The following is a 24,839-nucleotide window of genomic DNA, read 5'->3' as shown; positions in this document are numbered from 1 at the left end:
TTCCGGCTTAGCTCAGTTGGTAGAGCGCTTGACTGTTAATCAAGATGTCGTCAGTTCGAGTCTGACAGCCGGAGCTAGATGGAGTCTTGTCCGAGTGGCTTAAGGAGCATGATTGGAAATCATGTATACGGGTTTAAACCTGTATCGAGGGTTCAAATCCCTCAGACTCCGTTGAACTTTTAATAATATAAAAGTTAATTGGAGGATTAGCTCAGCTGGGAGAGCATCTGCCTTACAAGCAGGAGGTCACAGGTTCGAGCCCTGTATCCTCCATTTTTTATGGATTACCTATTGGGTGATCCTTTTTTGTTACATTAATTTCATAATATCGTATAAATTAGCATTCTTTTATTTGTGGTTTATAGCTCATTAATTTACATGTCTTTACATTATGAAAAGCTAACTAGTTCTATAATTAAGATGAAAAAAATTGTTCATAACGAACTAATTGACTGAAATAAAATTAATTTCAAAAAAGCTAAAAAATCACTTGCAATCTAAAAAGGTATCCTGTATTATTAATATCGTTGTCGGATGAATAGTTAAAGAAAACGACAAATAAAAAACGTCTTGACAAGATTTGATATTTAAGATATTATAATTAAGTCGTCAAATTTGTTATGACCCGTTGGTCAAGTGGTTAAGACACGGCCCTTTCACGGCCGTAACATGGGTTCAAATCCCGTACGGGTCACTATGGAGGATTAGCTCAGCTGGGAGAGCATCTGCCTTACAAGCAGGAGGTCACAGGTTCGAGCCCTGTATCCTCCATCGTTCTAAGACTACCGGTTATCGGTAGTCTTTTTTTATTTTAAAATTTAGAACGAATGTATAATATCGGTTCAGGTCCTGATAGGATTCATTATATGAAGATGCCTTGTAACCGAATAGCTATTGTCTATATAGGGGGACTATTATGGAAAAACGTTTATTTACTTCAGAATCTGTTTCTGAAGGACATCCAGATAAAGTTGCTGATCAAATTTCTGATGCAATTTTAGATGCAATGCTTGAAAAAGATCCAAATTCTCATGTTGCATGTGAGACAATTGTAACTACCGGAATGGTAATGGTATTTGGTGAAATTTCTACTAATGCATATGTTGATATTCAAAGTGTTGTAAGAGATACAGTTCTTAAAATTGGATATGATCGTCCAGAATTAGGCTTTGATGGTAACAACTGTGCTGTTCTAGTTGATATTGATGAACAATCTCCTGATATTGCTGAGGGTGTGGATAATTCATTAGAAGTAAGAGAGAATTCTTCTGATTCAGATACACTTGATCAAATTGGTGCAGGTGATCAGGGATTAATGTTTGGTTTTGCTATTAAAGAAACTCCAGAATTAATGCCACTTCCTATTTCTCTTGCGCATAGGTTAATGAGAAGAGTTGCAGCATTGAGAAAAGATGGAACTTTGGATTGGCTTCGTCCTGATGCAAAGGCACAGGTTACTGTTGAATATGATGAAAATAATCTTCCAAAGCGTGTTGATACCGTTGTTATTTCAACTCAAACGGATGATAAAGTATCAAATGAAGAAATTCGTCGCGCAATGATCGATTTAATTATCAAGGAAGTTATTCCTGCAAAATATCTTGATGATGAAACCAAATATTTAATCAACCCATCTGGTAGATTTGTTATTGGTGGACCTAAGGGAGATTCAGGATTAACTGGTAGAAAGATTATTGTTGATACTTACGGTGGTTATGCCCGTCATGGTGGTGGTGCTTTTTCAGGTAAGGATGCTACTAAGGTCGACCGTTCAGCTTCATACGCTGCTCGTTATGTAGCCAAAAATATCGTTGCTGCCGGATTAGCATATCGTTGTGAAGTTCAGCTTGCATATGCTATAGGTGTGGCTCACCCGGTCTCAGTGATGATTGATACTGCTGGTACAGGTAAAGTTTCTGATGAATTATTAGTTGAAGCAGTTCGTAACATTTTTGATTTACGTCCGGCTGGTATCATTGAAATGCTTGATTTACGTAAGCCTATTTATGAACAAACAGCTGCTTACGGACACTTTGGTAGAACAGACGTTGATTTGCCATGGGAAAGAACCGATAAAGTTAATGAATTAAAGAAATATGTAGAAGAACATCAATAATATGAGAGGGAGTAAGTAATGAAAAAAACAAACGTGCCATTTGTCACGCTTGCAATTTTTATGACAACTTTTATGACTGCTATTGAAGGGACAATTGTTTCTACTGCCATGCCAACAATTGTTGCTGATCTTGATGGATTAGAGATAATGAACTGGGTAGTTTCAGTGTTCCTTTTAATGACTGCAGTTTCGACTCCTTTATATGGAAAATTGGCTGATAGTATTGGACGAAAGCCAATTTTTTTATTTGGAATTGCATTGTTTGTCATTGGATCATCGTTATGTGGCCTAGCTCAAAATATGGTAGAACTAATCATTTTCAGAGTCATTCAAGGATTAGGTTCAGGAGCGGTTCAGCCGGTAGCTGTAACAATTATTGCTGATTTATATAAATTAGAAAAAAGAGCAAAAATGTTAGGACTTAACTCAAGTTTTTGGGGAGTGGCTTCGGTTATTGCGCCACTTTTAGGTGGTTTTATAGTCCAACATTTATCTTGGCATTGGGTTTTCTATATCAATGTGCCTATTGGAATTGTTGCTTTTTTACTTATAGTATTTTGTTTAAAAGAAAGCAAACATTCCTCAGAATCAAAATTAGACTTACAAGGTACTATTTGGTTAATGCTTTTTTTATTAACCTTAATGATCTTTTTGCAAAATTTAGATTCAAATACTAATTTCTTCATAACGACGCTCTTAATCATTTTTATTCTTTGCTCGGTAGTCTTATTCTTCAAGGCCGAAAAACGCGCTGAGGATCCAATAATGCCGCTCAGCATGTTAAAAAATAAAGAGTTCTTGGCAATAAACTTGATCACCTTGCTTATATCAGGAGTTGTAATTGGATTCGAATTCTATATTCCAACTTGGATGCAGGGAATTAATGGAACTAACGCTTCACTTGCTGGTTTTGCCGTAACGCCTAGTTCATTAATGTGGATAGTTGGTTCATTCCTAATTGGAGGAATGCTAGGAAGATGGGGGATAAAAAAGACGTATGATTATATGTTAATCATACTTTTGCTTGCTGATATGGCGCTGATTTTTGTCCCAATTTATACTTCTTTCTGGGTATTTTGTGTGATTGCAGCCTTTAACGGAACCGCATTTGGTTCAATTATGACTGCTTCACAAGTTCGATCACAACTTTTAGTGGATAAAACTGAAATTGGTGTAGCTACAAGTTTTAATACATTAATGAAATATTTGGGACAAACAATGATGGTTTCAATCTATGGAATTGTCTTTAATTCAATTATTGCTCAGGGATTAACTAAGAATCCGCAACTAACTCAATCGATGATGAATAAAATTGTTTCTGCTGAAAAGGCAAAGACATTACCAATTGAATTAATTCCGCAGCTTAGACAAGTTTTGTTAAGTAGTTTAAGAGGAGTTTATGTTGTATCGCTAGTTGTTATACTTGTATCTATCGTTCTAAATAGATTTTATAAAGACAATAAGAAATTAAAAATGTAAATGAAAAAGCCTAGGTTCAAAAATGAACTTAGGCTTTTTATCACGAATTATTTATCTCATACATTCTAGGTTCAATGTAGTAATGATAAAGAATTGAATAAGCAATTAAAACAAATGTAATTCCTTCAAGCCAACCACCAACAACATCTGATGGGTAATGAACATGAAGAAAGATTCTAGTATAACCAATTGTTAAGGGAAATAATGCCCAAATGATTACTAAGATTGCTTTAAGTGCTCCACTCCTTATTAGTAGTAGGGTCAAAATAATTAATACCCCAAAAAGACTTGCACTGCCAACTGAGTGTCCAGAAGGGAAGCTATACCCATCAGCGTAAACAAGATGATGGACAGTTGGACGAGGACGCTGAACAACATGTTTCAGTATCCAATTAAATCCATTTGCGGCTGCAATTGTTGCTGCAGTAAATAAAGCATATATATTTTGTCTAAAAATTAATAAAAGAACTACTAAAACGATGGTTTCAAATACTATTGTTTTGGTATTTCCTAATACAGTAAATGTCTTAGCAAAAGATATATTTGCAGGATTTCTATTGCAGACTAAATTGATGATAGTTTTATCAAAGGTTTGAATAAAATTAGATTGAATAGTAACCAAAATTATCCAAACTGAAAATATAAAAGTAAAGATAGCACCAGGAATTAGTGTATCTTTGGGTGGTCTTTTTGTATTTATCAAAATTACTTCTCCTCTTGTATTTTTTTGCATTTGTGGTAAATTATAATCATTATTGATTAGAAAATAAAGGTTAGGAAGTATTAACAAGGAATTTTTTTCAGAGAGAGGTCATTTGCTGTGAGACCTTAAAAAGGAATTGTGAACTCGTCCTAATATAGAAAACCTATCGTTTTGCTATCCGCGTTAAGGAGCAAATAAGTGTCACATTATGTGGAACTTAGGTGGTACCGCGATTATTCGTCCTATGATTAAAAATAAATCATAGGACTTTTTTATTTTTAGAAAGAGAGAAGTTTATGTACAACCACAAAGTTGTTGAAAAGAAATGGCAAGAATATTGGGCTAAGCATGATACTTTTAAAACTGGTAATGATCCAGAAAAGAAAAATTATTATGCCTTAGATATGTTCCCATTTCCTTCTGCTAAGGGACTTCACGTAGGTCACCCAGAAGGTTATACTGCAACAGATATTATGTCTAGAATGAAGCGCGCACAAGGTTACAACGTGCTTCACCCAATGGGTTGGGATGCATTTGGTCTTCCAACTGAACAATATGCTCTTAAGACCGGTCAAGATCCAGCTGTTGTGACTAAGGACAACATTGCTAATTTCAAAAAGCAACTTAACAAGCTGGGGTTCTCATACGACTGGGATCGTGAAGTTGCAACTAGTGATCCAAACTACTACAAGTGGACTCAATGGGTCTTTGAACAAATGTACAAAAAGGGACTTGCTTATGAAGCTGAAGTTCCTGTTAACTGGTCACCAGATTTGGGTACCGTTGTTGCTAACGAAGAAATCGTTGATGGTAAGACTGAGCGTGGTGGTTTCCCAGTATATCGTCGTAATATGAAGCAATGGATGCTCAAGATGACAGCATATGCTGATAGACTTTTGGAAGATTTAGATGATTTAGATTGGCCAGAACCTGTTAAGGAAATGCAACGTAACTGGATCGGCCGTTCTGAAGGTGCTCAAGTTACCTTTAATGTAAAGGGCAGCGACAAGACTTTTGATGTCTTTACTACTCGTCCAGATACTTTATTTGGCGTAAGCTACACTGTTCTTGCTCCAGAAAGTAAACTTGTTCAGGAAATTACTACACCTGAACAAAAAGAAGCAGTAGATGCATATATTAAGAAGATCGAATCAAAATCTGATCTTGAAAGAACTGATTTAAATAAGGATAAAACAGGTGTATTTACTGGTGCTTACGCAATTAACCCAGTAAATGGCAAGGAAGTTCCAATTTGGATTTCTGACTATGTTTTGGCAAGTTACGGTACTGGTGCTGTTATGGCGGCTCCAGCTGGAGACCAACGTGATTATGATTTTGCTAAAAAATATGACTTACCAATTATTCCTTTCATTGAAGGTGCTGATCTTTCTAAAGAAGCTTTTGGTGGTGATGGAAAACACATTAATTCCGACTTTTTAAATGGGCTTAACATTGAAGAAGCTAAGAAGAAAATGATTGCCTTCCTTGAAGAAAACGGATATGGTAAGCAAAAAGTCAACTATAAGCTTCGTGATTGGGACTTCAGTCGTCAAAGATACTGGGGTGAACCAATTCCAGTTATTCATTGGGAAGATGGCACAACTTCACTTGTCCCAGAAGACGAATTACCATTACGCTTACCACATGCAACTAATATTAAGCCATCTGGTACTCCAGAAAGCCCACTTGCTAACTTGACTGATTGGGTAAATGTGGTTGATGAAAACGGTAGAAAAGGTAAACGTGAAACTAACACTATGCCTAACTGGGCAGGTTCATCATGGTATTACCTTCGTTATGTTGATCCACACAATGATAAGGAATTAGCTGATTACGATCTTCTTAAGAAGTGGCTTCCAGTTGATCTTTACATTGGTGGGGCAGAACATGCAGTTCGTCACCTTCTTTATGCAAGATTCTGGCACAAGGTTCTTTATGATCTCGGTGTTGTTCCAACTAAAGAACCATTCCAAAGATTATACAACCAAGGTTTAATCTTGAAGGATCACGAAAAGATGTCTAAGTCACGTGGTAACGTGGTTAACCCAGATGACGTAATAGATGAATATGGTGCAGACTCACTTAGAATGTACGAAATGTTCATGGGTCCACTTGATGCCTCAATCGATTGGGATGATAACGGTCCAGCTTCAACTAAGAAGTTCCTTGATCGTGTATGGCGTATGATGGTTAACGATCTTGATTTACAGGCAATTCCTAATGAAAAGATTGTTGATGAAAATGATGGATCTCTTGACAAAGTTTATAACGAAACGGTTAAGAAAGTTACTGAAGATTTCGAAGCTCTTCACTTTAATACTGCAATTAGTCAAATGATGGTATTTGCAAATGCTGCTCAAAAGGCTAAAACAATTCCACGTGAATATGCTGAAGGATTTATCAAGTTACTAGCACCTGTTGCTCCTCACATGATGGAAGAAATTTGGTCAATTTTCGGCCACGATGAATCAATTTCATACGCTAAGTGGCCAGAATTTGATCCTGAAAAACTTGTTGAATCAACAGTTGAAATTATGGTTCAAGTTAACGGTAAACTTCGTGGTAAATTCCAGGCTGCCAAAGATACTGATAAAGATACTTTAGAAAAAGATGCTTTGGCACTTGATCACGTTCAAAAGTTCTTAGAAGGTAAGGACGTTAAAAAGGTCATCGTAATTCCTAATAAGATTGTTAACATTGTGGCCAAATAAGTTTAATTTTTCCTAAAAGAATAAGTTGATTGTTGTTTCTTATTCAGTAAAATATCAAAATGAATAAGTAATACTATAGTATAGGAAAATTAAATGATAGAAAATGAAAGTAATTTAGAGAATAGTAATACCCAAGATACCTTTATAAAGGGATCGGCGTGGATGACTTTTGGGTCGATTGCTTCACGTATTCTGGGTGCTTTATATATCATTCCCTGGTATGCCTGGATGGGAAATTATGGAAATATTGCAAATGCATTAACTGCAAGAAGTTATAACATCTACAGTATTTTTATTTTGATTTCTACTGCAGGAATTCCAGGTGCAATAGCAAAACAGGTTGCTAAATATAATGCTTTAAATGAGTATGGGATTGGTAGGAAGCTTTTTAGAAAAGGTTTGTTGCTGATGGCAATTCTTGGAATTGTTTCTGCAATGGTCATGTATTTTGCGGCACCGATCTTGGCTTCCAATGGTAGTCAAAGCGATCCTCGTCAAGTTGCAGTAATGAGAAGCTTGTCTTATGCAATTTTGATTATTCCAATTTTGAGTATTATTAGAGGATATTTTCAAGGTTACGCCGATATGATGCCATCAGCTGTTTCACAATTTGTTGAGCAGCTTGCAAGGGTTGTATGGATGCTTTTAACTGCTTTTGTAATTATGCAAATGCAACATGGCTCATATGTTCATGCAGTAATCCAATCAAATTTAGCTGCAGCTATTGGTGCTGTATTTGGAATTGGTGTTTTAGTGTGGTTTTTATTGGCGAGAAAAAATCAATTAGATTCACTTGTTGCAAATTCAAATAATGAAATTAATGTTTCAACAGGAAGCTTGTTTGCTGAAATTATTGAACAAGCTATTCCATTTATCATTATTGATTCAGGAATTCAATTATTCTATTTAGTAGATCAATATACGTTCCACCCAATGATTGCACAATTTGTTAGCGCTAGTTCGGATACAATAGAAGGCTGGTATGCTTTATTCTCATTAAATGCCAACAAATTAATTATGATCATTGTCTCCCTGGCAAGTGCGATGGCTGTTACAGCAATTCCGCTCTTATCGGCTGCACATACACAGGGTGATCATAAAAGCATTTCAAAACAAATTAGTAATACGATTGATTTGTTTTTATTCGTAATGGTTCCGGCGTCATTTGGAATGGCAGCTATTTCTACTCCAATTTATACAGTATTTTATAGCTATGATCCTTTAGGTTCCAGTGTGCTATATTTATCATCATTTACAGCAATAAGTTTAGGTTTATTTACTGTTTTGATGGCGATTTTGCAGGGGTTATCAGAAAATGGTCTTGCAATTAAATATTTAGTATTGGGTTTGATTTTAAAAGCTATTTTGCAATTCCCAATGATTTATTTATTTAAAGTTTATGGTCCATTAGTTGCCACAAACTTGGGAATGCTAGCAATAATCTATTTAGCAATTAAGCATTTAGAAACAAAATATCGTTTTAATTTGGCTAGAACAGGTAGAAGATTTTTAGGAATCACAGTATTCTCAATTGCAATGTTTTTAGTTGTTATGGGAGTAGAAAAGATTTTAATGATCTTTTTAAGTCCAGCCAGAAGATTTTCTGCTTTAGCTATCGTTGTCATAGCTGTAGTAATTGGCGGAATTTTATATGCATACTTAACCTTAAAGACTAAACTTGCTCAAAAAGTTTTAGGTCAAAAGGTCGAAAGTATATTGGCCAAATTACATATAAGGGTATAAAAAAGACTTCAGGATTTCCTGAAGTCTTTTTTATAATTAAATTAATTAATACAAGCTAATGCGAAAACACCAATTAGTTCAAGTGCTAAGAAGCTTCCGCCAATAATTGTTGCTAACATGATCATGCATCTCCTTCGAGATAATCAATCACCTTTCTTATACTTAAACTATAGCATATATTTCCAAATTAAGAAAGCGCTTACTATCAGAAATAAAAAATAAAAGTCGCTCAAATTTTCAGCTTAATTTGAGTAACTACATAGCACAGATACAAACTTATATAAGTTAATCAAGATGTTTTTTCCTTACACTAGTCACAGAAATGTAGAAAAATAAAGAGCAATATTGAGAAACCAAAAGATTATTTATTAACAGTTGATAGTAGTTGTGAAAAGTACGATTTATACTTATATGGTAGTAGTTCCACGGAATATAGCAATAGATTTTTATATTTGTAGGAAATGAAATCGATAACATAAGTAAATAAAGTACTTGAAAATTGTTTCTCGCGTTGTGGATATCTAGCGAATCACTGCTATTAAGGGATTTATAACAAATATTATATTTCAATTAAATATTTGGATTAATATTTCAAAATAAGTTATTATATAGCAGTAAGTTTAATAATAAGGACGGATTAATATGAAAAAGAAGAGTTTATTTACAGCTTTAGCTGCTGCTGTTTTATTAACTAGTGCTGGTACTGAAGTACTTGCTGGTGGAAGTACCGCCGTAACTCAAGCTGCAACTAAAAAAGCAAAGAAGACCACTAAGAAGACTAAGAAAGCTTCAAAGTATGCAACTATAAACATTAAAAGGGGAGCTCGTGTATACAAGATCGTTTTCAATAAAAGCGGTTCAAAAGTTAATAAAGTTACCCTTCTAAAGAATAAGCAGGGTAAACAAATGGCATTAAAAGGTGGTAAGGCATCAGCCATTTGGTCAACCAAGTACAAGGGTGTAACCTACTACTACATCGGTGGTGCTTCTTATGCTGTAAGAGCTAAGGATGCTAAGCGTACTAGCAAGAAGAAGGTTCCTTCACTTACATCACTCATTAAAGCTCGTAAGGCGAAAGTAGATGCCGCAAATAATGAACTTAAGGCTAAAGTTAATAGCTGGAAGGGTCAAATTGACGCAGCTATGCCAAAGAAATTTACTGGTACAGTAAATACTGAAACAGAGTACTTTAAAGTAGATGAAAATGGTAAGGTATCCAAGGCAACCGATAAGTTAGCTAAGGATACTAAGCTAACTGTTTTATTCAAGATGAATGATGTTTTGAGTAATGGAGATAGTAATATTCCAGCATACTTTGCTTTAACTAGCGATAATCAAGAAATTATTCTTGCTTCTCAAGTAGTAACCATTGATAATAATGCTGCTTCACAGATTCCTGACCAAAAGGGTTACGAAGATAGTGTTAAGAAGTACAATGATTTGAACACTCAGGCTAAGAATGATCTTGAACAAACTAAGAAAGATTTAGAAAACAAATTAGCTAACTAATAGATAATAAAAAAGAAGTTTCAAATGAAACTTCTTTTTTTACTCTTTTTTCTCAAATTTACCATCCATAGTAGGTGTTGAAGAACCGGAATCAGGCATTACTATTGCAGCAACTAAATATAATAATGATCCAGGAAAGAATCCGGTGAAAATAATAATTGCGGCTCCTATAATTCTCACAATAGCTGGATCTAAATCAAAATAGTCAGCAATCCCTCCGAAAACACCCGCTAAAATTTTATTACGTGATTTAGTTAGTCTCTTTTTCATAAAAATCACCTCATGTCTCTTATATCTCTATTATACAGTAATTGTTGAATCAAAAGAAAACTATTTGTGTACTATTCGTTTTTAATCTTACCAATAATAGATCTAATAATTATTGATATTACTTGACTTGAGGTACTAACCTAATAACTAGTTAAATGATGCCCCGGAAAAGGTTCGAACTTTCACTCAGTTGCCTGAACAGCGACCTGAACGCTGCGCGTCTGCCAATTCCGCCACCGGGGCAGGAATTTCAAATTCATGATTAATCATACCAAATATTTGGTAAAATGTAAGCATAAAATTCATTTTGTTAAATATCGAAAAAGGATGGTTTAATGTTTTTTACTAAAAAAATCAAAAAGGCGATAATTGCCGTTGTCGCTGCTGTTACGCTTGTTACATGTGGTGTTGGAATGTATGCAGCACCCGTTAATGCTGAGACTGTCAACTCTTATCAAGATCAAAATTTAAATCTTAATGTAAAGTCTGCTATTGCAATAGACAGTAATAGTGGACAAATTTTGTATGCTAAGAATGCCAATAAAGTTTTACCGATTGCTTCAATGACAAAGTTAGTTACTATTTATTTAACTTTAGAAGCAATTAAAAATAAACGTATTTCTTGGAATACTAAAGTTTCCCCAACAGCTAACATTGTAAAAATTTCAAATAATAAAGATTTTTCAAATGTTCCATTAAAAAAAGATCATACATATACTGTTAGACAACTTTATCAAGCAACTTTAATTGAATCTGCAAATGGTGCTGCCATGTGCTTAGCGCAAGTTATTGGCGGCAGTCAAAAGAATTTTGTCGATCAAATGCGTACACAATTAAAAAAGTGGAATATTAATGATGCAAAAATTTATACAGTATGTGGATTACCAAATGGTAGTTTAGGTAAAGATGCATATCCAGGCATTGGTAAAAATGCTGAAAATTCAATGTCTGCAGCCGATATGGCAATTGTTGGTCAACATTTGCTTAAAAAGTATCCAAGTGTAGTGAAGACTACTAAGTTGGCTCATAAAGCATTTAAAGATGAAAATGAAACTACAATGATGGATAACTTTAACTGGATGTTAAAAGGACTATCACAATATAATGCTAAGTATCCAGTAGACGGATTAAAAACAGGAACAACTGATGCTGCGGGTGCATGTTTTATCGGCACAATTAAGCATAATGGCGGCCGACTAATTACTGTTGTAATGGGAGCACAACATAAAGACGGTACTGATCCATCACGTTTTGTTCAAACTAAAAAACTTTTAAAATATCTTTTTAAATCATACACACCTGTTGTTTTAGAAAGTAAGGCAACTTTTAAAGGTGCAAATTCTGTCAGAGTTCCTGATGGTAAAAGTTTAACTACAAATGTTGGTTTGAAGAATAAAACAGTTATCTGGGATCCAGTAGATGGTAAACAACTAACAACCACCTTGAATAAAAAGACAGTTAATGCGCCAATTTCTAATGGAGAAACAATTAGTTCTTATACATTTAGTTCAGGAAAAGAAAAATTAATTTCAATTAATGACAACAATGGAATGAAAGTAGATGCTCAGGCACTTCAAAGTAACGGAAAAGCTAATTTCTTTGTAAGAGCATGGCGCTGGATTACTGGGGTAAAGTAAATTGATTGAAATTCAAGAAAATATTTTAACTAAGGTTATCGCTAAGAGAAAGAGTGACAGCCATAAAGGAAATTATGGACGTGTCCTATTAATTGGTGGTAATGAAAATTATGGTGGTGCCATTATTATGGCGACAGAAGGAACGATTAATTCTGGCACCGGTTTAACTGCAGTGGCAACACATTCAATAAATTTAACGGCTTTACATTCACGTGATCCTGAGGCAATGTATATAGACTGGCGTGATAGTAAGGGCTTAACAAATTTGATTCAAAAAGTCGATGTAATTGTTTGTGGTCCAGGTTTAGGATTAAATGATTTTGCTCGAAATATTCTTAACCTCCTTAAAGATAGCGTGACAGAGAAACAAACTGTTGTATTAGATGCTAGCGCATTAGATCTCATCAGTGAAAATCATGGGTTAATACCGCATAACGCTAAGCATATAATTTTGACGCCGCATCAAATGGAGTGGCAACGTGTAAGTCAAATTAGAATTCCATTTCAAGATGATAAAGCAAATAAAGCGGCTCTTGCGCAATTATTTCCCAGGAAAAATGTTAGTTTAGTTTTAAAATCGAATCAAACTCATATATATAATCAAGATCAGGTATATATCAATACAGCTGGCAATCCAGGTATGGCAACTGGTGGAATGGGTGATACTTTATCTGGAATTATTGCCGGTTTTGTAGCACAATTTGGTACTAATGTTGATTCAATTTTGGCTGCAGTATTTCTTCATTCTATGGCCGGAGATTTATTATATGAAAAGAATTATGTGGTAAAACCAACACAAATTTCTAAGATGTTACCTAGTTTGATGAAAAAATATGCTAACTAAAATAAAAAAATGATAAAATCTGATATGAGATTAACGGATTAGAGTGGTATTCATGAAAAAAGGCGTATTAAATGGAATTATAATTGCGGTTGTTTGTGTGTTTGCTTGTGTTGTCATAGCAAAGTTTTCCATCCCTAATAGCGAAGTAAGTCAAAGTAGCACAAAAACCGTTAAGGTTAAGAAAAAAGAACATAAAAAATCAGAGGCCGAATTGGCTAGACCTTATAAAGATCCATCTGACTTAAGAGCAGAGGGTAGTTGGACGAAGTCTAGTGAAAAAAAGCCATATCCAAAATTAACAAGCAAGAAAGGCTTAGAATTGCGGGTATCATTGAAGGGTAACCGAGTATATTTATTGAAAAATGGAAAAGTTATTTATACTATGCTTTCGACTGGTGGGATGTATCATAAGGGTAAATCATATACTCCAACTGGTACTTATGAGATTAGAGCAAGTAAAGGTGATAACTTTTTTAATCAAGGTCTTAACGAAGGTGCCAATAACTGGGTTAGTTGGGATCCAGACGATGCAAGTGTGTATTTATTTCACTCTGTTCCAACTAAAGCAGATGGTAGCTATGATAAAGTTGAAGCGAAAAAACTTGGTAAGACTCAAGGATCACATGGTTGTATTCGCTTAAGTGTCCCAGATTCAAAATGGTTGATGGGTAATATTCCAGTAGGTACAAAAGTTGTTATCAAAGATAAGTGATTTTTTCTAAAATATTATTAGCCAATTAAGAGAATACCTGCTATAATCATGCTAAGATTGCTAGAAGTAGTAAGAAATCTTTTCTTATAAGCGAATCTGAGTTGGTGGAAGTCAGATAGAAATGTTTCTGAAGGCGTGTCTAGCATATAAAAATAGATAATTAAATAAGCGGATACTTTGTATCAATTAGAGTGGTACCGCGGGTTATAACTCGTCTCTTTCTACGTTATGTAGGAAGAGACTTTTTTTGTGAAAAGGAGAAAAAATGGATTTTAAACATGAAGTTGTTGAACTTATTAAGACTCAAGTAGATCTTCCAGAAGATAAAATTGATGCTTTAATTGAACGCCCTAAAAATGCAAAAATGGGTGACTATGCTTTTCCATGCTTTGTTTTAGCAAAAACTTTGCATAAGAATCCTGCTGAAATCGCTAAAGAAATTGCTGAAAAACTTTCAAGTGATAATTTTGCAAGCATTCAAGCAGTTGGACCATATGTTAATTTTAGTATTAATCATGAAAAGCTTGTTTCTTCAACCTTGAAGGATGTTTTAAGTGAAGGTGAACATTATGGTGATCAAGAGTTAGGTCATGGTAATGTTCCGATTGATATGTCATCACCTAATATCGCTAAGCCAATGTCAATGGGACACCTTCGTTCAACTGTGATTGGAAATTCAATTGCTAAAACTATGCAAAAGGTTGGATATACTCCAATTAAGATTAATTATCTTGGTGACTACGGTACACAGTTTGGTAAACTTATCGCTGCTTATAAGCACTGGGGTAACGAAGAAGATGTTAAGAAGGACCCAATTATGAGTCTTTTCAAATACTACGTAAAATTCCACGAAGAGGCTGAAAAGGATCCTGAACTTGATGATGAAGGCCGTGCATGGTTTAAAAAGCTTGAAGATGGTGATCCAGAAGCTACAAAATTATGGACTTGGTTCCGTGAAGTTTCTCTCAAAGACTTCAACCGCATTTACAAGGAACTAGGCGTAACTTTTGATTCATATAATGGTGAGGCGTTCTTTAACGATAAGATGCAACCAGTAATTGATGAATTGAAGGAAAAAGGTCTTCTTCATGAATCACGTGGTGCACAAGTTGTTGATATGGGTGAAGATGAAAACCCAGCAATTATTGTTAAGTCTGATGGTACTTCAATTTACTTGACTCGTGATTTGGCTGCAGCTGAATGGAGAATGAAGGAATATGACTTTACCAAGATGATTTACGTTGTTGGTAATGAACAAGCTCAGCACTTCGTTGAACTTAAGACCGTCCTTAAGAAGATGGGTTACGACTGGGCAGATGAAATTTATCATGTACCATTTGGTTTGATTACTCAGGGAGGAAAGAAGCTTTCTACTAGAAAGGGTAATGTTGTCTTCCTTGATCAAGTATTGAAGGATGCTGTAAGTCTTGCTAAGAAACAAATTGAAGAAAAGAATCCAGATTTAGCAGATCAAGATCAAGTAGCACACGATGTTGGTGTTGGTGCGGTTATTTTCCACGATTTGAAGAATGATCGTCTTGATAACTTTGATTTCGACCTTGAAGAAGTAGTTCGCTTCGAAGGGGACACTGGTCCTTACGTTCAATACACTAATGCTCGTGCTCAAAGTGTGCTTAGAAAAGCTGCTGCAATGGGCAAGGAGCCTTCAAAAACTGATTTTGCACTTGATGATGAATGGGCATTCGCTGTCGCAAAGGATTTAGCGGATTTCCCAAGAATTATTGCAAGAAGTGCCGATAAATTTGAACCATCAGTAATTGCTAAGTTTTCACTTGATTTAGCCAAGAAATTTAACAAGTATTATGCAAATGTGAAGATTTTAACTGATGATGAAAAAATTGGTGCACGTCTTGCATTAGTTAAGGCGACATCGATTGTTTTGACTGAAGCATTAAGATTGTTGGGTGTTAATGCTCCAAAGGAAATGTAATCATTTCCATGAAAATAAAATAATAACGCTTACATTCCGCAGAAAGATTGTTCAAAACTTCATAAAAGGGTACAATGTGTCTGTAAGATATTTAGGAGGTATTTTTAATGGCTTATTTTGTAAACGGTAACGAAATCTTCAAAGAAGCTCGTAAACACCACTACGCAGTTGGTGCATACAACACTAACAACTTGGAATGGACTCGTGCAGAATTACGTGCTGCAGAAGAAACTAGAACCCCACTTTTGATTCAAGTTTCTACTGGTGCTGCTAAGTACATGGGTGGTTACAAGTTCGTTAAGGACATGGTTGAAGATCAAATGGATGCTATGAACATTTCTGTTCCAGTTATCTTGAACTTAGACCACGGTGACTTTGAATCAGCTAAGGAATGTATCGCTCTTGGATACTCATCAGTTATGTTCGATGGTCACGCACTTCCAACTGACGAAAACTTAGCTAAGACTAAGGAAATCATCAAGTTAGCTCACGAACGCGGTATTTCAGTTGAAGCTGAAATCGGTAAGATTGGTGAAAACCAAGGCGGTGGTGAATTAGCATCAGTTGAAGACGCTAAGGCATTCGTTGCTGCAGGTGTTGATAAGCTTGCTTGTGGTATTGGTAACATTCACGGTGTTTACCCAGCAGACTGGAAGGGTCTTAACTTCGATCGTTTGAAGGAAATTGCTGAAGCTGTTCCAGATACTCCACTTGTACTTCACGGTGGTTCAGGTATTCCTCAAGACCAAATCGAAAAGGCTATCCAACTTGGTATTGCTAAGATTAACATCAACACTGAATTCCAATTAGCATTCCAAGAAGCTACTCGTAAGTACTTCGAAGAAAAGAAGGACCTTGACAAGGCTAACAAGGGTTATGACCCACGTAAGTTGTTATTGCCAGGTACTGAAGCAATCACTGCTAAGATGAAGGAAATGATTTCTTGGATGGGTACCAAGACAATCGATGACGAACTTAAGGATGCTTCATTTGACCGTTCATCATTAAACGAAGAATAATCATTTATTCTTATAAATAAAAAACTCTAGGGAAACCTAGAGTTTTTTTATTTACGATTATAATTTAATGGTAATTTTATTGAAACTAAAAGGTTTGACTAATGACATCTGGTAGGCCATTAATTCTAATTGCTGCCCTTTATGAAAATTAGGATTATATAAAGGATCTCCAACAATTGGACTTCCTAAAGCCGCTAAATGAACTCGAATTTGATGAGTTCGTCCTGTTTCTAATGTTAATTTAACAAGTGCACGGTTATTGGATAAACTTTTTAATTTTTCATAATGGGTAATAGATTTAAGACCATCTTTACGTACCATTCTTTTACGTTGATCATCTGGATCTTGTCCAATGGCAAGATTAATTGTACCTTTACTATCAAGCTTATCTGCCTGATCAACAGTTGCTTGATATTCTCTATGAAAAGTTTTAGTTGACAATTCTCGATTTAAAATTGGAACTACAGCCGGATTTTTGGCTACTAATAATAGACCACCTGTAAGCATATCTAGTCTGTGAACGATGTAGGGGCTTGACTTTAAATATGTTGCACAGTCATTTAAAGCCGTATCAGTCTCGAAAAGATTAGGGTGAGTCTTTTGGCCCTTTCTTTTATTAATAACTAATAAATCATCGTCTTCATAAATTATCTTAGGAAGTTGTCCACTTGGAGGATAAGCCTGTTGATCACTTTCAACAAAGTCAATAAGTAGTTCAATTTCATCTTTCGGATAAATTAATTCGTTAAAATTTCTGTATTTATTATTAATTAATATTTGCCGTTTTATTCGCAATAAATGTTGCCATTTTCTTGGAATTAAAAGCATTTTTAATGTATCCCTTACTGAAGCGGGTTTTAATTTTTTTGGATAAATAAGTTTAAATTTATAAATCATAACCTTGAAATTTTCTAAAATATGTTCAAAATAAAATTTAATTCTTTCGTCTATGATAAAATACAAGTTGTTAAAAAAGGAGCATATTATGCCTAGATCAAGACAATCAGATTTTAATCAATCGAAAGATAGCCTATGGCATCGAATTGATCAACGCTATTTTATTGGACGTTGGATCATTTTAATTATTTTAACAATAATTTTGTTTATTTGTAGTTTTTATACAATAAAAGTTAAGACATCAAATATTTCTAATCTAAAAGCATCATTATCTACAACGACAACCATTTATGATTATAAAGGGAATAAAGCAGGTTCTTTATATTCCCAAAAAGGGTCATTTATTGAATATGATAAAATTTCCCCTTATATTAGGAATGCGGTTATTTCTACAGAAGATAGAACATTTTGGACTAACCCTGGTTTTAGTGTGAAGGGGATGGCAAGAGCTGGAGCAAGCCTAATAATCCATCATGGAGAAATTACAGGTGGTGGATCAACCTTAACTCAGCAATTAGCCAAAAATGCGTTACTTACGCAACAACAAACTTTTTCTCGTAAGTTAGAAGAACTATTTTTTGCAATTGAAATAAACAATGTATACTCCAAAAAGGATATCCTAACAATGTATCTTAATAATGCCTACTTTGGAAATGGTGTTTGGGGCGTACAAGATGCTAGCCGAAGATACTTTGGTAAGAATGCAAGTGACGTAACAATTGGGGAGGCCGCAACTTTAGCAGGTATTTTAAGAAATCCAGGCTTCTATAATCCCATAGACCATATGTCAAACGCACTTTCAAGACGGAATGTTGTTTTACAATTAATGGCAAATAATGGCAAAATTACAAAACAACAAGCAGAAGTCGAGTCTAAAAAAGGTTTGACTCTGCAAAATACCTTTAAGAATAAAGATGGTTATAAGTATCCATACTTCTTTGATTCCGTAGTAGATGAAGCTATTAATAAATATGGATTAAAAGAAGAAGATGTAATGAATAAGGGCCTAAAGATTTATACCACTTTAAATCAAAATTATCAGCAAAATATGCAAAATAGTTTTGATCAAGATTGGCTTTTCCCACAAAATGCTGCTGATACTACTCAGGTTCAAGGTGCAAGTGTAGCGATGGATCCATCCTCTGGTGCAGTGAGAGCCGTAGTTGGTGGAAGAGGAAACCATGTCTTTAGAGGCTACAATCGAGCAACTCAAATGAAGCGTCAGCCAGGTTCAACTATTAAGCCATTAGCGGTATATACACCAGCGTTACAAGCAGGTTATCATTATGATTCTATGCTATCTAATAAATTGCAAAAATTTGGTAAAAATGACTATGAGCCACATAATGTAGATAATGGATACTCAGATAAAATTCCAATGTATCAGGCTCTTGCAGAAAGTAAAAATGTTCCTGCAGTATGGCTTCTTGATAAAATTGGAGTTGATAAGGGTGTAAAATCAGTTGAGAATTTTGGTATTAATGTACCAAAGAAAGATCAAAATTTAGCTCTTGCTTTAGGTGGTTTATCAACTGGTGTATCTCCACTTCAAATGGCCAGAGCATATTCTGCGTTTGCTAATAATGGTAATTTACCAAACAATTCATATTTTATTACCAAAATTACTGATGCAAGTGGAAATGTATTGGTTGATAATACTAACCAAGGTAACCATAGAGTCATTTCATCAGATACAGCAAAAGAGATGACAACAATGATGCTTGGGGTATTTACAAGCGGAACTGGTAGAACCGCTCAGCCAAATGGATTTAGAGTAGCAGGTAAAACTGGTTCAACTGAAGTACCAAATTCTTATGGTTTTGGTACTAAGGACCAATGGATAGTTGGATATACACCTGATATTGTAGTATCGACATGGGTTGGGTTTGATAGGACAAATAAAGATCACTTCATGCATGGAATCTCTGAAACTGGTATTACTAGGTTATACAAATCTGAGATGGAAGGAATATTGCCTTATACCGCAAAGACAGAATTTACAGAAAAGGCACCAAATCAACTTATCAACAAAAATGGTTCGAATTCCGATTGGACCAATGGCCTGGGAGAAAAAATTCAAAAAGGTATAGGTTCTGCAGGAGAAAAGATAAATGAATGGTATAATAGCGTGAAAGGTTTTTTTGGTAATAAAATTTAGGAGGAAGATTAACTATGGTAAATATTTATGATTCAGCTAATCAATTAGCAGAAGATCTAAAGAAAACACCTGAATATGTAGAATTGCAAAATGCAGTTAAAGATATTCACGAAAATGAAGAAAGTGCAGCAATGTTTAAGAAGATGGATCAAATCCAAACTCAAATTATGACTGCACAACAAGCAGGCCAACCTTTGTCTGAAGAGATTCAAAAAGAATATAAAGAATTAAGTGAAAAGGTTCAAAAGGACGAAAATATTGTAAAACTTTTGACTGCAGAACAAGGTCTTTACAAGTTAATTGATGACGTACAAAAGACTTTCACCAATCCAATTAATGATCTTTACACAGATCTTAGAAAATAAGTAGGTAATATGAAATTTATTCATTTTGCTGATGCGCACTTAGATAGTCCTTTTCGTGGGCTATCTTTTTTGCCATCTAATGCATTTAATCAAATAGCCAGTTCAACTGATCAATCTTTAAGTAAAATAGTTGATATTGCATTAAATGAACAAGTAGACTTGGTTTTAATTGCTGGTGATACATTTGATAGTAATCATCCTAGTCCTCGTAGTCAGCTATTTTTTGCCAAAGAAATTAAAAGATTAACCGATGCTGAGATTCAAGTAGTTATGATTTTTGGAAATCATGATCATATGAGTGAAAAAGATTTATTGGTTAATCAAAGTCCATATTTTAAATTACTGGGACCGAACGAAAAAGTAGAATCAGCTTCATTCACCACTAAATCAGGGTTTAAATATGATGTGATTGGATTTTCTTATTTAAATAATCATATTTTAACTGACAAAATTGCTGAATTTCCTCAGAAATCTTCTAACTTTACCATTGGAATAATGCATGCTCAGGAAAAGACTGACCAGGCAGCTCATGATGTTTATGCTCCATTTGAGGTAAAAGATATTAAGGAATTAAATTACAATTATTTTGCTTTAGGTCATATTCACTTAAGACAAAATGTTAGTGAAAATCCTTGGATTGTTTATCCAGGTAATATTCAAGGGCGCCATATTAATGAATTAGGCGAAAAGGGATGCTATCTTGGGATAATAGATGAGAATAGTAATCAGGTTAAGCTTGAATTTAAAAAGACTGGCCCAATAGTTTGGAAAAGCCAAGAACTAATTTTGAATCATGAATTAAGTAAGTCAGACTTATCTGATTTAATTTTGCAAAATTTAAAAGCAACACAAACAACATATTTCAGCTTGCAAATTAATGGTGCTCAATTGTTAACAGAAGAAGAATTGGAATTAGTTCAAGATACAGATTTTTGGCAAAATATTTCAATGCAACTTGAAAATAATTCACAGCTAGTGAATGTCCGTTTGAAAATTAGTAGTAAATTGAGCTTAAATAGTAGTGATCAAGCTGCTTTTGACCAAGCTTTCAATGAAGTTTTTTCTGTAAATGAATTTGGTAAGTTTAGTAAAGATTGGCAAAAAAAGGATCGGCTTGCTGAAAAATTCGCTAATGATTCTGACTTTCTGAAGGAAGTTGAAAATTTGGCGAAGGTAAAAATGGGCAATGAATTGAAGGGAATAATAGATGAGACTTAAGAAAATTAAAATTATTAACTTTGGTCAACTCTCAAATTTAGAATTTGATTTGCCTAGTGATAATTTAAATTTATTCTTTGGAAAAAATGAGGCCGGAAAAAGTACAACAGTAGCTTTTATTAAACAAGTAATGTTTGGCTTTTATTTAAGATCAAGTTCTTCACCTTTTTTTGAGGATTACACTCCTCTTGCTCATGTTTCGCCAATGGGTGGATCATTATTTTTCGAATATAAAGAAGGATCAACTTTTGAACTTGAAAGATTATGGGCTAAGGGGGATAAGACTAAGCGTGGTATTTTAACTGTTAAAAAAGATGGTCAGCTTGTACCTGAAAGTCTATTTTTTGATCAGATTCAAAATATTAATGGTGAATTTTATGCTGATAGCTTTATTTTTAATCAAGATATGCTTGGGCAAGTGTCCAGCTTAAGCCAGACAGATTTGCTAGAACGAATTTATTATCTTGGTGCGGCGGATTCAAGCAAACTTCTAGAAATTCGTGATTCTTTTGAAAAAAATGCCAGCACTCTTTTTAAAAAGACAGGTAAGAAACCAGAAGTAAATCGGTTATTAAAAGAAATTTTAGATCAGCGTGAAAATTTAATTCAGGTAGAGAATCAGTATCAAGATTACGAAGAACTTGAACAAGAATATAAATCATATAAAAAAGAACTCGATGAGAATGATTCGAAGCTTAAAAAACTTAATGATAAACTCCATGAATATCAAGATCTTCAAAAACAATTAGAAAATTATCAGACACTGAAGAAGTTGGAAGCTCAGCAAAAGGAAGTAAATTTTGATAAAGAAGATTATCAAAATGCACAAAGTTTGCTTGCTCAAATCAAAAATTTGGCTGAAAGTATAGATAGTTTGCAAAATCAACTTGAACAATTAAACGCTTCTGTGGACATGGATTTTACTGTTGCCAGAGAATTGGTGCAAAAGCGTGCAAATGTATTACAGTGGCAGAGTGAATATCAAGCTTGTTTGCAAAAGGCTCAGCAATTTGAAAGCGAGAAACAACAAATTTTAGCGCTGAATCCGGAACTATCAAAATTAATTGATTTGAATTCAGAACAAATTAAACAGTTACAAAATGATTATGATAACTTGCCTCAAGAAGTAAGTTCAGAATTTATAGAACCAGCTGAAAATACAACTAAAATTTGGACAATATCTGGAATAATCGCTTTAGTAATTGGATTTGTTTGGGCATTTTCAAGTATTGTTCCTGGGGTAGCAGTAATTGTTGGTGGAATAGCTCTGCTGATTTATGGACTTACACAAAAAAGTAAATCTGATCAAGCAAGAAATGAACTCGCTATTCAGAATAAGAAAAGGGCAGAAAAGTATCAGCTGTTTATCCAAAAATATGGTTTTGATCCTCAAAAAGTAAATTTAAAAGATTTACTTATTCAATTGAGTCAGTATCAATTGAAAGAAAGCGCAATTAAGACCAATAATGACCAGATAGCCGATTTAAATTTGAATTTACAAGGATTTACCACAAAGGTTGAAAACACGCTGAAAAAGCAAATCTCGTCTGATTTTGACAGTGTCTTAAATGCAATTAATGTAATTGATAATATCGTTGATAAGCAGCGTCACTTAAATGATCGTAAACAAACTCTTCAAGCTGATCTTTCAAGTCAAAAGCAGAAGCAAAAGGAATTAAATTTAGAGTTGAAAGCAATTTTTGCAAAAGATAATTTAAAGGATATGTCTGATTTTGATCAGCAATATCAAGAATCTTTAAAACAAGCTGATTTGAAAACAAGAATTGATGCTTTGAAAGCAAGCCTGAAAGACCAACTGACAGAATTAGAAAAGTTTAATTCTAACTCAGATAATAAGAAGTTAGCTAAAATGAAATTAGAGGGAGAAATATCTGATCTTCAAAAAATAATTTCGGATGAACAAGCTCAACTTGCAGAAATTCAAGTGAAAATGAATAATCTGTCTGATTCAACTGCTGTCTTCAAAGCAAGACAAGAATTGGCAAATCTCGAAACTAAATTTGAAAATGCAAGTAAAGAATATTTAGCTAATCTTTTGGCCAGCAAATGGATTAATCGTGCCTTAGATATTGCGTCTAATGAGAGATTCCCTAAGATGCTTGCTGCAGCAAAAGAATATTTTAAGCTGTTAACAGGTGGACGATATACTGATCTTGCGTTAGATAAGAAAATTACAGTAATTAGAGCTGATGGTAAGAAACGAGATGTTAAATATTTATCACGTGGTACAGCTGAGCAATTATATTTTGCTTTAAAATTAGCCTTTGTGGAGCAGATTAAAGATAAAATCAATTTACCAATTTTAATCGATGATTCATTCGTAAACTTCGATGATCAAAGAGTAGAATATATTGAAGAGCTACTGAGAAAGATTAGTGAGAATAACCAAGTTTTAATATTTACTGCACAAAATAGTTTAATTAAGCAAATGGATATTTTGCCATTAACGTTTACGAAAGGAAATCTTGATGCTTAAGCGATTACTAGATTATAACGATGGCGAAGAATTTGATTTAGTCTTAATGATTAAAAGTTCACAACTACGCCATACAAAAAATGATAAATTATTCTTAGTTTTACAATTTAGCGATGGTTCAGGAGAAATTCGTGGTAATTATTGGGATGCTGCTGAATCTGATGCACAGATGTTTAGTGCTGGTTCAATCGTTGAAGTTAATGGAAAACGAGAAGAATATCAAGGTCGTCCACAGATTAAAATCTATTCGATGAGAGTTGTTGGGCCAGATGAAGGCTATGATTTGAGTCAATTTGTAAAGTCTGCACCCGAGAAAAAGGATGACATGGCAGAAGAAATCAATAAATATGTTTTTGAAATTCTGAATCCAACTTGGAATCGAATTGTCAGATTTTTATTAAAAAAATGGAATGACAGATTCTTTAATTACCCTGCGGGAAAGAGTAATCACCATGCTGTTCAAGGTGGACTTGCTTTCCATACGCTTTCAATGTTGAGAGATACAAAAGGGATTGCCGATAATTATTCGCAGATTAATCGTTCACTTCTTTATGCTGGATGTATTTTGCATGATATGGGGAAGGTCCTAGAGATGAGTGGTCCAATTGCAACTCAATATACCGCTGAAGGAAATTTAGTTGGACACTTAGTATTAATTGATGAACAAATTATGATGGCAGCACAAGAATTAAAGCTGGATTTGGCCTCAGAAGATTTATTACTTCTTCGTCACATGGTTTTGTCTCATCATGGAAAATATGAGTATGCATCCCCACGTTTGCCTCAACTTCTTGAAGCAGAAATTCTTCATCGAATTGATGATATGGATGCTGCAGTTTATGCAATTACTAATGCACTTCAACATACTAAGCCAGGTACTTTCACAGAACCTTTATTTAGCCAAGATGGTAAAAGATATTATCGTCCTAAAGAAGATGCAGCCTTAGACAATTCAAAAAAATTAGAGTAAAAAAAAATCGAGTTTTTAAACTCGATCTTTTTTATGATTA

18 protein-coding genes, 6 tRNA genes and 1 riboswitch are annotated in these 24,839 nt (G+C 34.4%); of the genes, 20 read left to right on the top strand and 4 right to left on the bottom strand.

Annotated elements, in window-relative coordinates; all coding sequences use genetic code 11:
- Position 1: 1 nt before the first annotated feature.
- The 7 genes from NFR82_RS03890 (at position 2) to NFR82_RS03860 (ending at position 3,595) form a co-directional block, all read left to right on the top strand.
- Positions 2 to 74: transfer RNA gene (locus tag NFR82_RS03890), tRNA-Asn, on the top strand.
- Positions 75 to 80: 6 nt separating this feature from the next.
- A tRNA-Ser gene (locus tag NFR82_RS03885) sits at positions 81 to 171 on the top strand.
- Between the two features lie 29 nt (positions 172 to 200).
- Positions 201 to 273: transfer RNA gene (locus NFR82_RS03880), tRNA-Val, on the top strand.
- A gap of 349 nt (positions 274 to 622) precedes the next feature.
- Positions 623 to 694 (top strand) — tRNA-Glu (locus tag NFR82_RS03875).
- Between the two features lie 4 nt (positions 695 to 698).
- Positions 699 to 771, top strand: a tRNA-Val gene (locus NFR82_RS03870).
- 64 nt (positions 772 to 835) lie between these two features.
- A riboswitch (SMK box riboswitch) is annotated at positions 836 to 919 on the top strand.
- Positions 917 to 2,116 (top strand): methionine adenosyltransferase, encoded by a 1,200-nt coding sequence (gene metK / locus NFR82_RS03865; RefSeq protein WP_251716976.1) that lies wholly within the window; start codon positions 917 to 919, stop codon positions 2,114 to 2,116. (Overlaps the previous riboswitch by 3 nt.)
- 18 nt (positions 2,117 to 2,134) lie before the next feature.
- Positions 2,135 to 3,595, top strand: coding sequence for an MDR family MFS transporter (locus NFR82_RS03860; protein ID WP_251716975.1), 1,461 nt, complete (start codon positions 2,135 to 2,137; stop codon positions 3,593 to 3,595).
- A gap of 40 nt (positions 3,596 to 3,635) precedes the next feature.
- Here NFR82_RS03860 and NFR82_RS03855 read toward each other — a convergent pair whose 3' ends face one another.
- Positions 3,636 to 4,298, bottom strand: a complete 663-nt coding sequence (locus tag NFR82_RS03855) for a phosphatase PAP2 family protein (RefSeq protein ID WP_251716974.1) — start codon at positions 4,296 to 4,298, stop codon at positions 3,636 to 3,638.
- A gap of 296 nt (positions 4,299 to 4,594) precedes the next feature.
- On the opposite strand from NFR82_RS03855, the gene leuS reads away from it, so the two are divergent.
- The 3 genes from leuS to NFR82_RS03840 all read left to right on the top strand — a co-directional run bounded on the left by leuS (position 4,595) and on the right by NFR82_RS03840 (position 10,261).
- Complete coding sequence (leuS, locus tag NFR82_RS03850; protein WP_251716973.1) at positions 4,595 to 7,009, top strand: leucine--tRNA ligase; 2,415 nt, start codon at positions 4,595 to 4,597, stop codon at positions 7,007 to 7,009.
- Positions 7,010 to 7,105: 96 nt separating this feature from the next.
- Complete coding sequence (locus tag NFR82_RS03845; RefSeq protein WP_251716979.1) at positions 7,106 to 8,752, top strand: putative polysaccharide biosynthesis protein; 1,647 nt, start codon at positions 7,106 to 7,108, stop codon at positions 8,750 to 8,752.
- A gap of 642 nt (positions 8,753 to 9,394) precedes the next feature.
- Positions 9,395 to 10,261, top strand: a complete 867-nt coding sequence (locus tag NFR82_RS03840) for a hypothetical protein (RefSeq protein ID WP_251716972.1) — start codon at positions 9,395 to 9,397, stop codon at positions 10,259 to 10,261.
- A 39-nt stretch (positions 10,262 to 10,300) separates the two neighbouring features.
- Here NFR82_RS03840 and NFR82_RS03835 read toward each other — a convergent pair whose 3' ends face one another.
- Both NFR82_RS03835 and NFR82_RS03830 read right to left on the bottom strand, forming a co-directional pair.
- Entirely contained in the window at positions 10,301 to 10,531 is a 231-nt protein-coding gene (locus tag NFR82_RS03835; protein WP_251716971.1) for a PspC domain-containing protein, read from the bottom strand.
- A gap of 159 nt (positions 10,532 to 10,690) precedes the next feature.
- Positions 10,691 to 10,774: transfer RNA gene (locus tag NFR82_RS03830), tRNA-Leu, on the bottom strand.
- Between the two features lie 92 nt (positions 10,775 to 10,866).
- Between NFR82_RS03830 and NFR82_RS03825 the strand changes: the two genes are divergently transcribed.
- The 5 genes from NFR82_RS03825 (at position 10,867) to NFR82_RS03805 (ending at position 16,694) form a co-directional block, all read left to right on the top strand.
- Positions 10,867 to 12,168 (top strand): serine hydrolase, encoded by a 1,302-nt coding sequence (locus NFR82_RS03825; protein WP_251716970.1) that lies wholly within the window; start codon positions 10,867 to 10,869, stop codon positions 12,166 to 12,168.
- A gap of 1 nt (position 12,169) precedes the next feature.
- Positions 12,170 to 13,012 (top strand): NAD(P)H-hydrate dehydratase, encoded by an 843-nt coding sequence (locus tag NFR82_RS03820; RefSeq protein ID WP_251716969.1) that lies wholly within the window; start codon positions 12,170 to 12,172, stop codon positions 13,010 to 13,012.
- 52 nt (positions 13,013 to 13,064) lie between these two features.
- Positions 13,065 to 13,724, top strand: a complete 660-nt coding sequence (locus NFR82_RS03815; protein WP_251716968.1) for a L,D-transpeptidase — start codon at positions 13,065 to 13,067, stop codon at positions 13,722 to 13,724.
- Positions 13,725 to 13,989: 265 nt separating this feature from the next.
- On the top strand, positions 13,990 to 15,675 hold the full coding sequence (argS, locus tag NFR82_RS03810; RefSeq protein WP_251716967.1) for an arginine--tRNA ligase: 1,686 nt from the start codon (positions 13,990 to 13,992) through the stop codon (positions 15,673 to 15,675).
- A gap of 107 nt (positions 15,676 to 15,782) precedes the next feature.
- Positions 15,783 to 16,694: a class II fructose-bisphosphate aldolase gene (locus NFR82_RS03805; RefSeq protein ID WP_251716966.1), complete on the top strand. Its 912-nt coding sequence runs from the start codon at positions 15,783 to 15,785 to the stop codon at positions 16,692 to 16,694.
- Between the two features lie 57 nt (positions 16,695 to 16,751).
- Here the strand turns inward: NFR82_RS03805 and NFR82_RS03800 are convergent, their stop codons facing one another.
- Complete coding sequence (locus tag NFR82_RS03800) at positions 16,752 to 17,591, bottom strand: RluA family pseudouridine synthase (RefSeq protein WP_251716965.1); 840 nt, start codon at positions 17,589 to 17,591, stop codon at positions 16,752 to 16,754.
- Positions 17,592 to 17,679: 88 nt separating this feature from the next.
- Between NFR82_RS03800 and NFR82_RS03795 the strand changes: the two genes are divergently transcribed.
- The 5 genes from NFR82_RS03795 to NFR82_RS03775 are packed head-to-tail and all read left to right on the top strand — an operon-like array spanning position 17,680 to position 24,799.
- Positions 17,680 to 19,749 (top strand): PBP1A family penicillin-binding protein, encoded by a 2,070-nt coding sequence (locus tag NFR82_RS03795; protein ID WP_251716964.1) that lies wholly within the window; start codon positions 17,680 to 17,682, stop codon positions 19,747 to 19,749.
- A gap of 14 nt (positions 19,750 to 19,763) precedes the next feature.
- Positions 19,764 to 20,114, top strand: coding sequence for a YlbF/YmcA family competence regulator (locus NFR82_RS03790; protein ID WP_251716963.1), 351 nt, complete (start codon positions 19,764 to 19,766; stop codon positions 20,112 to 20,114).
- A gap of 9 nt (positions 20,115 to 20,123) precedes the next feature.
- Positions 20,124 to 21,332, top strand: a complete 1,209-nt coding sequence (locus tag NFR82_RS03785; RefSeq protein WP_251716962.1) for a metallophosphoesterase family protein — start codon at positions 20,124 to 20,126, stop codon at positions 21,330 to 21,332.
- Positions 21,322 to 23,829 (top strand): ATP-binding protein, encoded by a 2,508-nt coding sequence (locus NFR82_RS03780; protein ID WP_251716961.1) that lies wholly within the window; start codon positions 21,322 to 21,324, stop codon positions 23,827 to 23,829. Before NFR82_RS03785 ends, NFR82_RS03780 begins: the two co-directional genes overlap by 11 nt.
- Positions 23,822 to 24,799: a 3'-5' exoribonuclease YhaM family protein gene (locus NFR82_RS03775; RefSeq protein WP_251716960.1), complete on the top strand. Its 978-nt coding sequence runs from the start codon at positions 23,822 to 23,824 to the stop codon at positions 24,797 to 24,799. Before NFR82_RS03780 ends, NFR82_RS03775 begins: the two co-directional genes overlap by 8 nt.
- Positions 24,800 to 24,839 lie beyond the last annotated feature (40 nt).

This window comes from Lactobacillus agrestimuris, from assembly GCF_943193025.1.
Taxonomy (GTDB): Bacteria; Bacillota; Bacilli; order Lactobacillales; family Lactobacillaceae; genus Lactobacillus; species Lactobacillus agrestimuris.
Note: the sequence above shows the minus strand (reverse complement) of the source record. Positions and strands in the feature narration are given on the sequence as shown.

Bases quoted from the DNA above. Each gene is read 5' to 3' on its own strand.
- metK (WP_251716976.1), top strand. From the start codon at position 917: ATGGAAAAACGTTTATTTACTTCAGAATCTGTTTCTGAAGGACATCCA.
- NFR82_RS03860 (WP_251716975.1), top strand. From the start codon at position 2,135: ATGAAAAAAACAAACGTGCCATTTGTCACGCTTGCAATTTTTATGACA.
- leuS (WP_251716973.1), top strand. From the start codon at position 4,595: ATGTACAACCACAAAGTTGTTGAAAAGAAATGGCAAGAATATTGGGCT.
- NFR82_RS03840 (WP_251716972.1), top strand. From the start codon at position 9,395: ATGAAAAAGAAGAGTTTATTTACAGCTTTAGCTGCTGCTGTTTTATTA.
- NFR82_RS03835 (WP_251716971.1), bottom strand. From the start codon at position 10,531: ATGAAAAAGAGACTAACTAAATCACGTAATAAAATTTTAGCGGGTGTT.
- NFR82_RS03825 (WP_251716970.1), top strand. From the start codon at position 10,867: ATGTTTTTTACTAAAAAAATCAAAAAGGCGATAATTGCCGTTGTCGCT.
- NFR82_RS03815 (WP_251716968.1), top strand. From the start codon at position 13,065: ATGAAAAAAGGCGTATTAAATGGAATTATAATTGCGGTTGTTTGTGTG.
- argS (WP_251716967.1), top strand. From the start codon at position 13,990: ATGGATTTTAAACATGAAGTTGTTGAACTTATTAAGACTCAAGTAGAT.
- NFR82_RS03805 (WP_251716966.1), top strand. From the start codon at position 15,783: ATGGCTTATTTTGTAAACGGTAACGAAATCTTCAAAGAAGCTCGTAAA.
- NFR82_RS03800 (WP_251716965.1), bottom strand. From the start codon at position 17,591: ATGATTTATAAATTTAAACTTATTTATCCAAAAAAATTAAAACCCGCT.
- NFR82_RS03795 (WP_251716964.1), top strand. From the start codon at position 17,680: ATGCCTAGATCAAGACAATCAGATTTTAATCAATCGAAAGATAGCCTA.
- NFR82_RS03790 (WP_251716963.1), top strand. From the start codon at position 19,764: ATGGTAAATATTTATGATTCAGCTAATCAATTAGCAGAAGATCTAAAG.
- NFR82_RS03785 (WP_251716962.1), top strand. From the start codon at position 20,124: ATGAAATTTATTCATTTTGCTGATGCGCACTTAGATAGTCCTTTTCGT.
- NFR82_RS03780 (WP_251716961.1), top strand. From the start codon at position 21,322: ATGAGACTTAAGAAAATTAAAATTATTAACTTTGGTCAACTCTCAAAT.
- NFR82_RS03775 (WP_251716960.1), top strand. From the start codon at position 23,822: ATGCTTAAGCGATTACTAGATTATAACGATGGCGAAGAATTTGATTTA.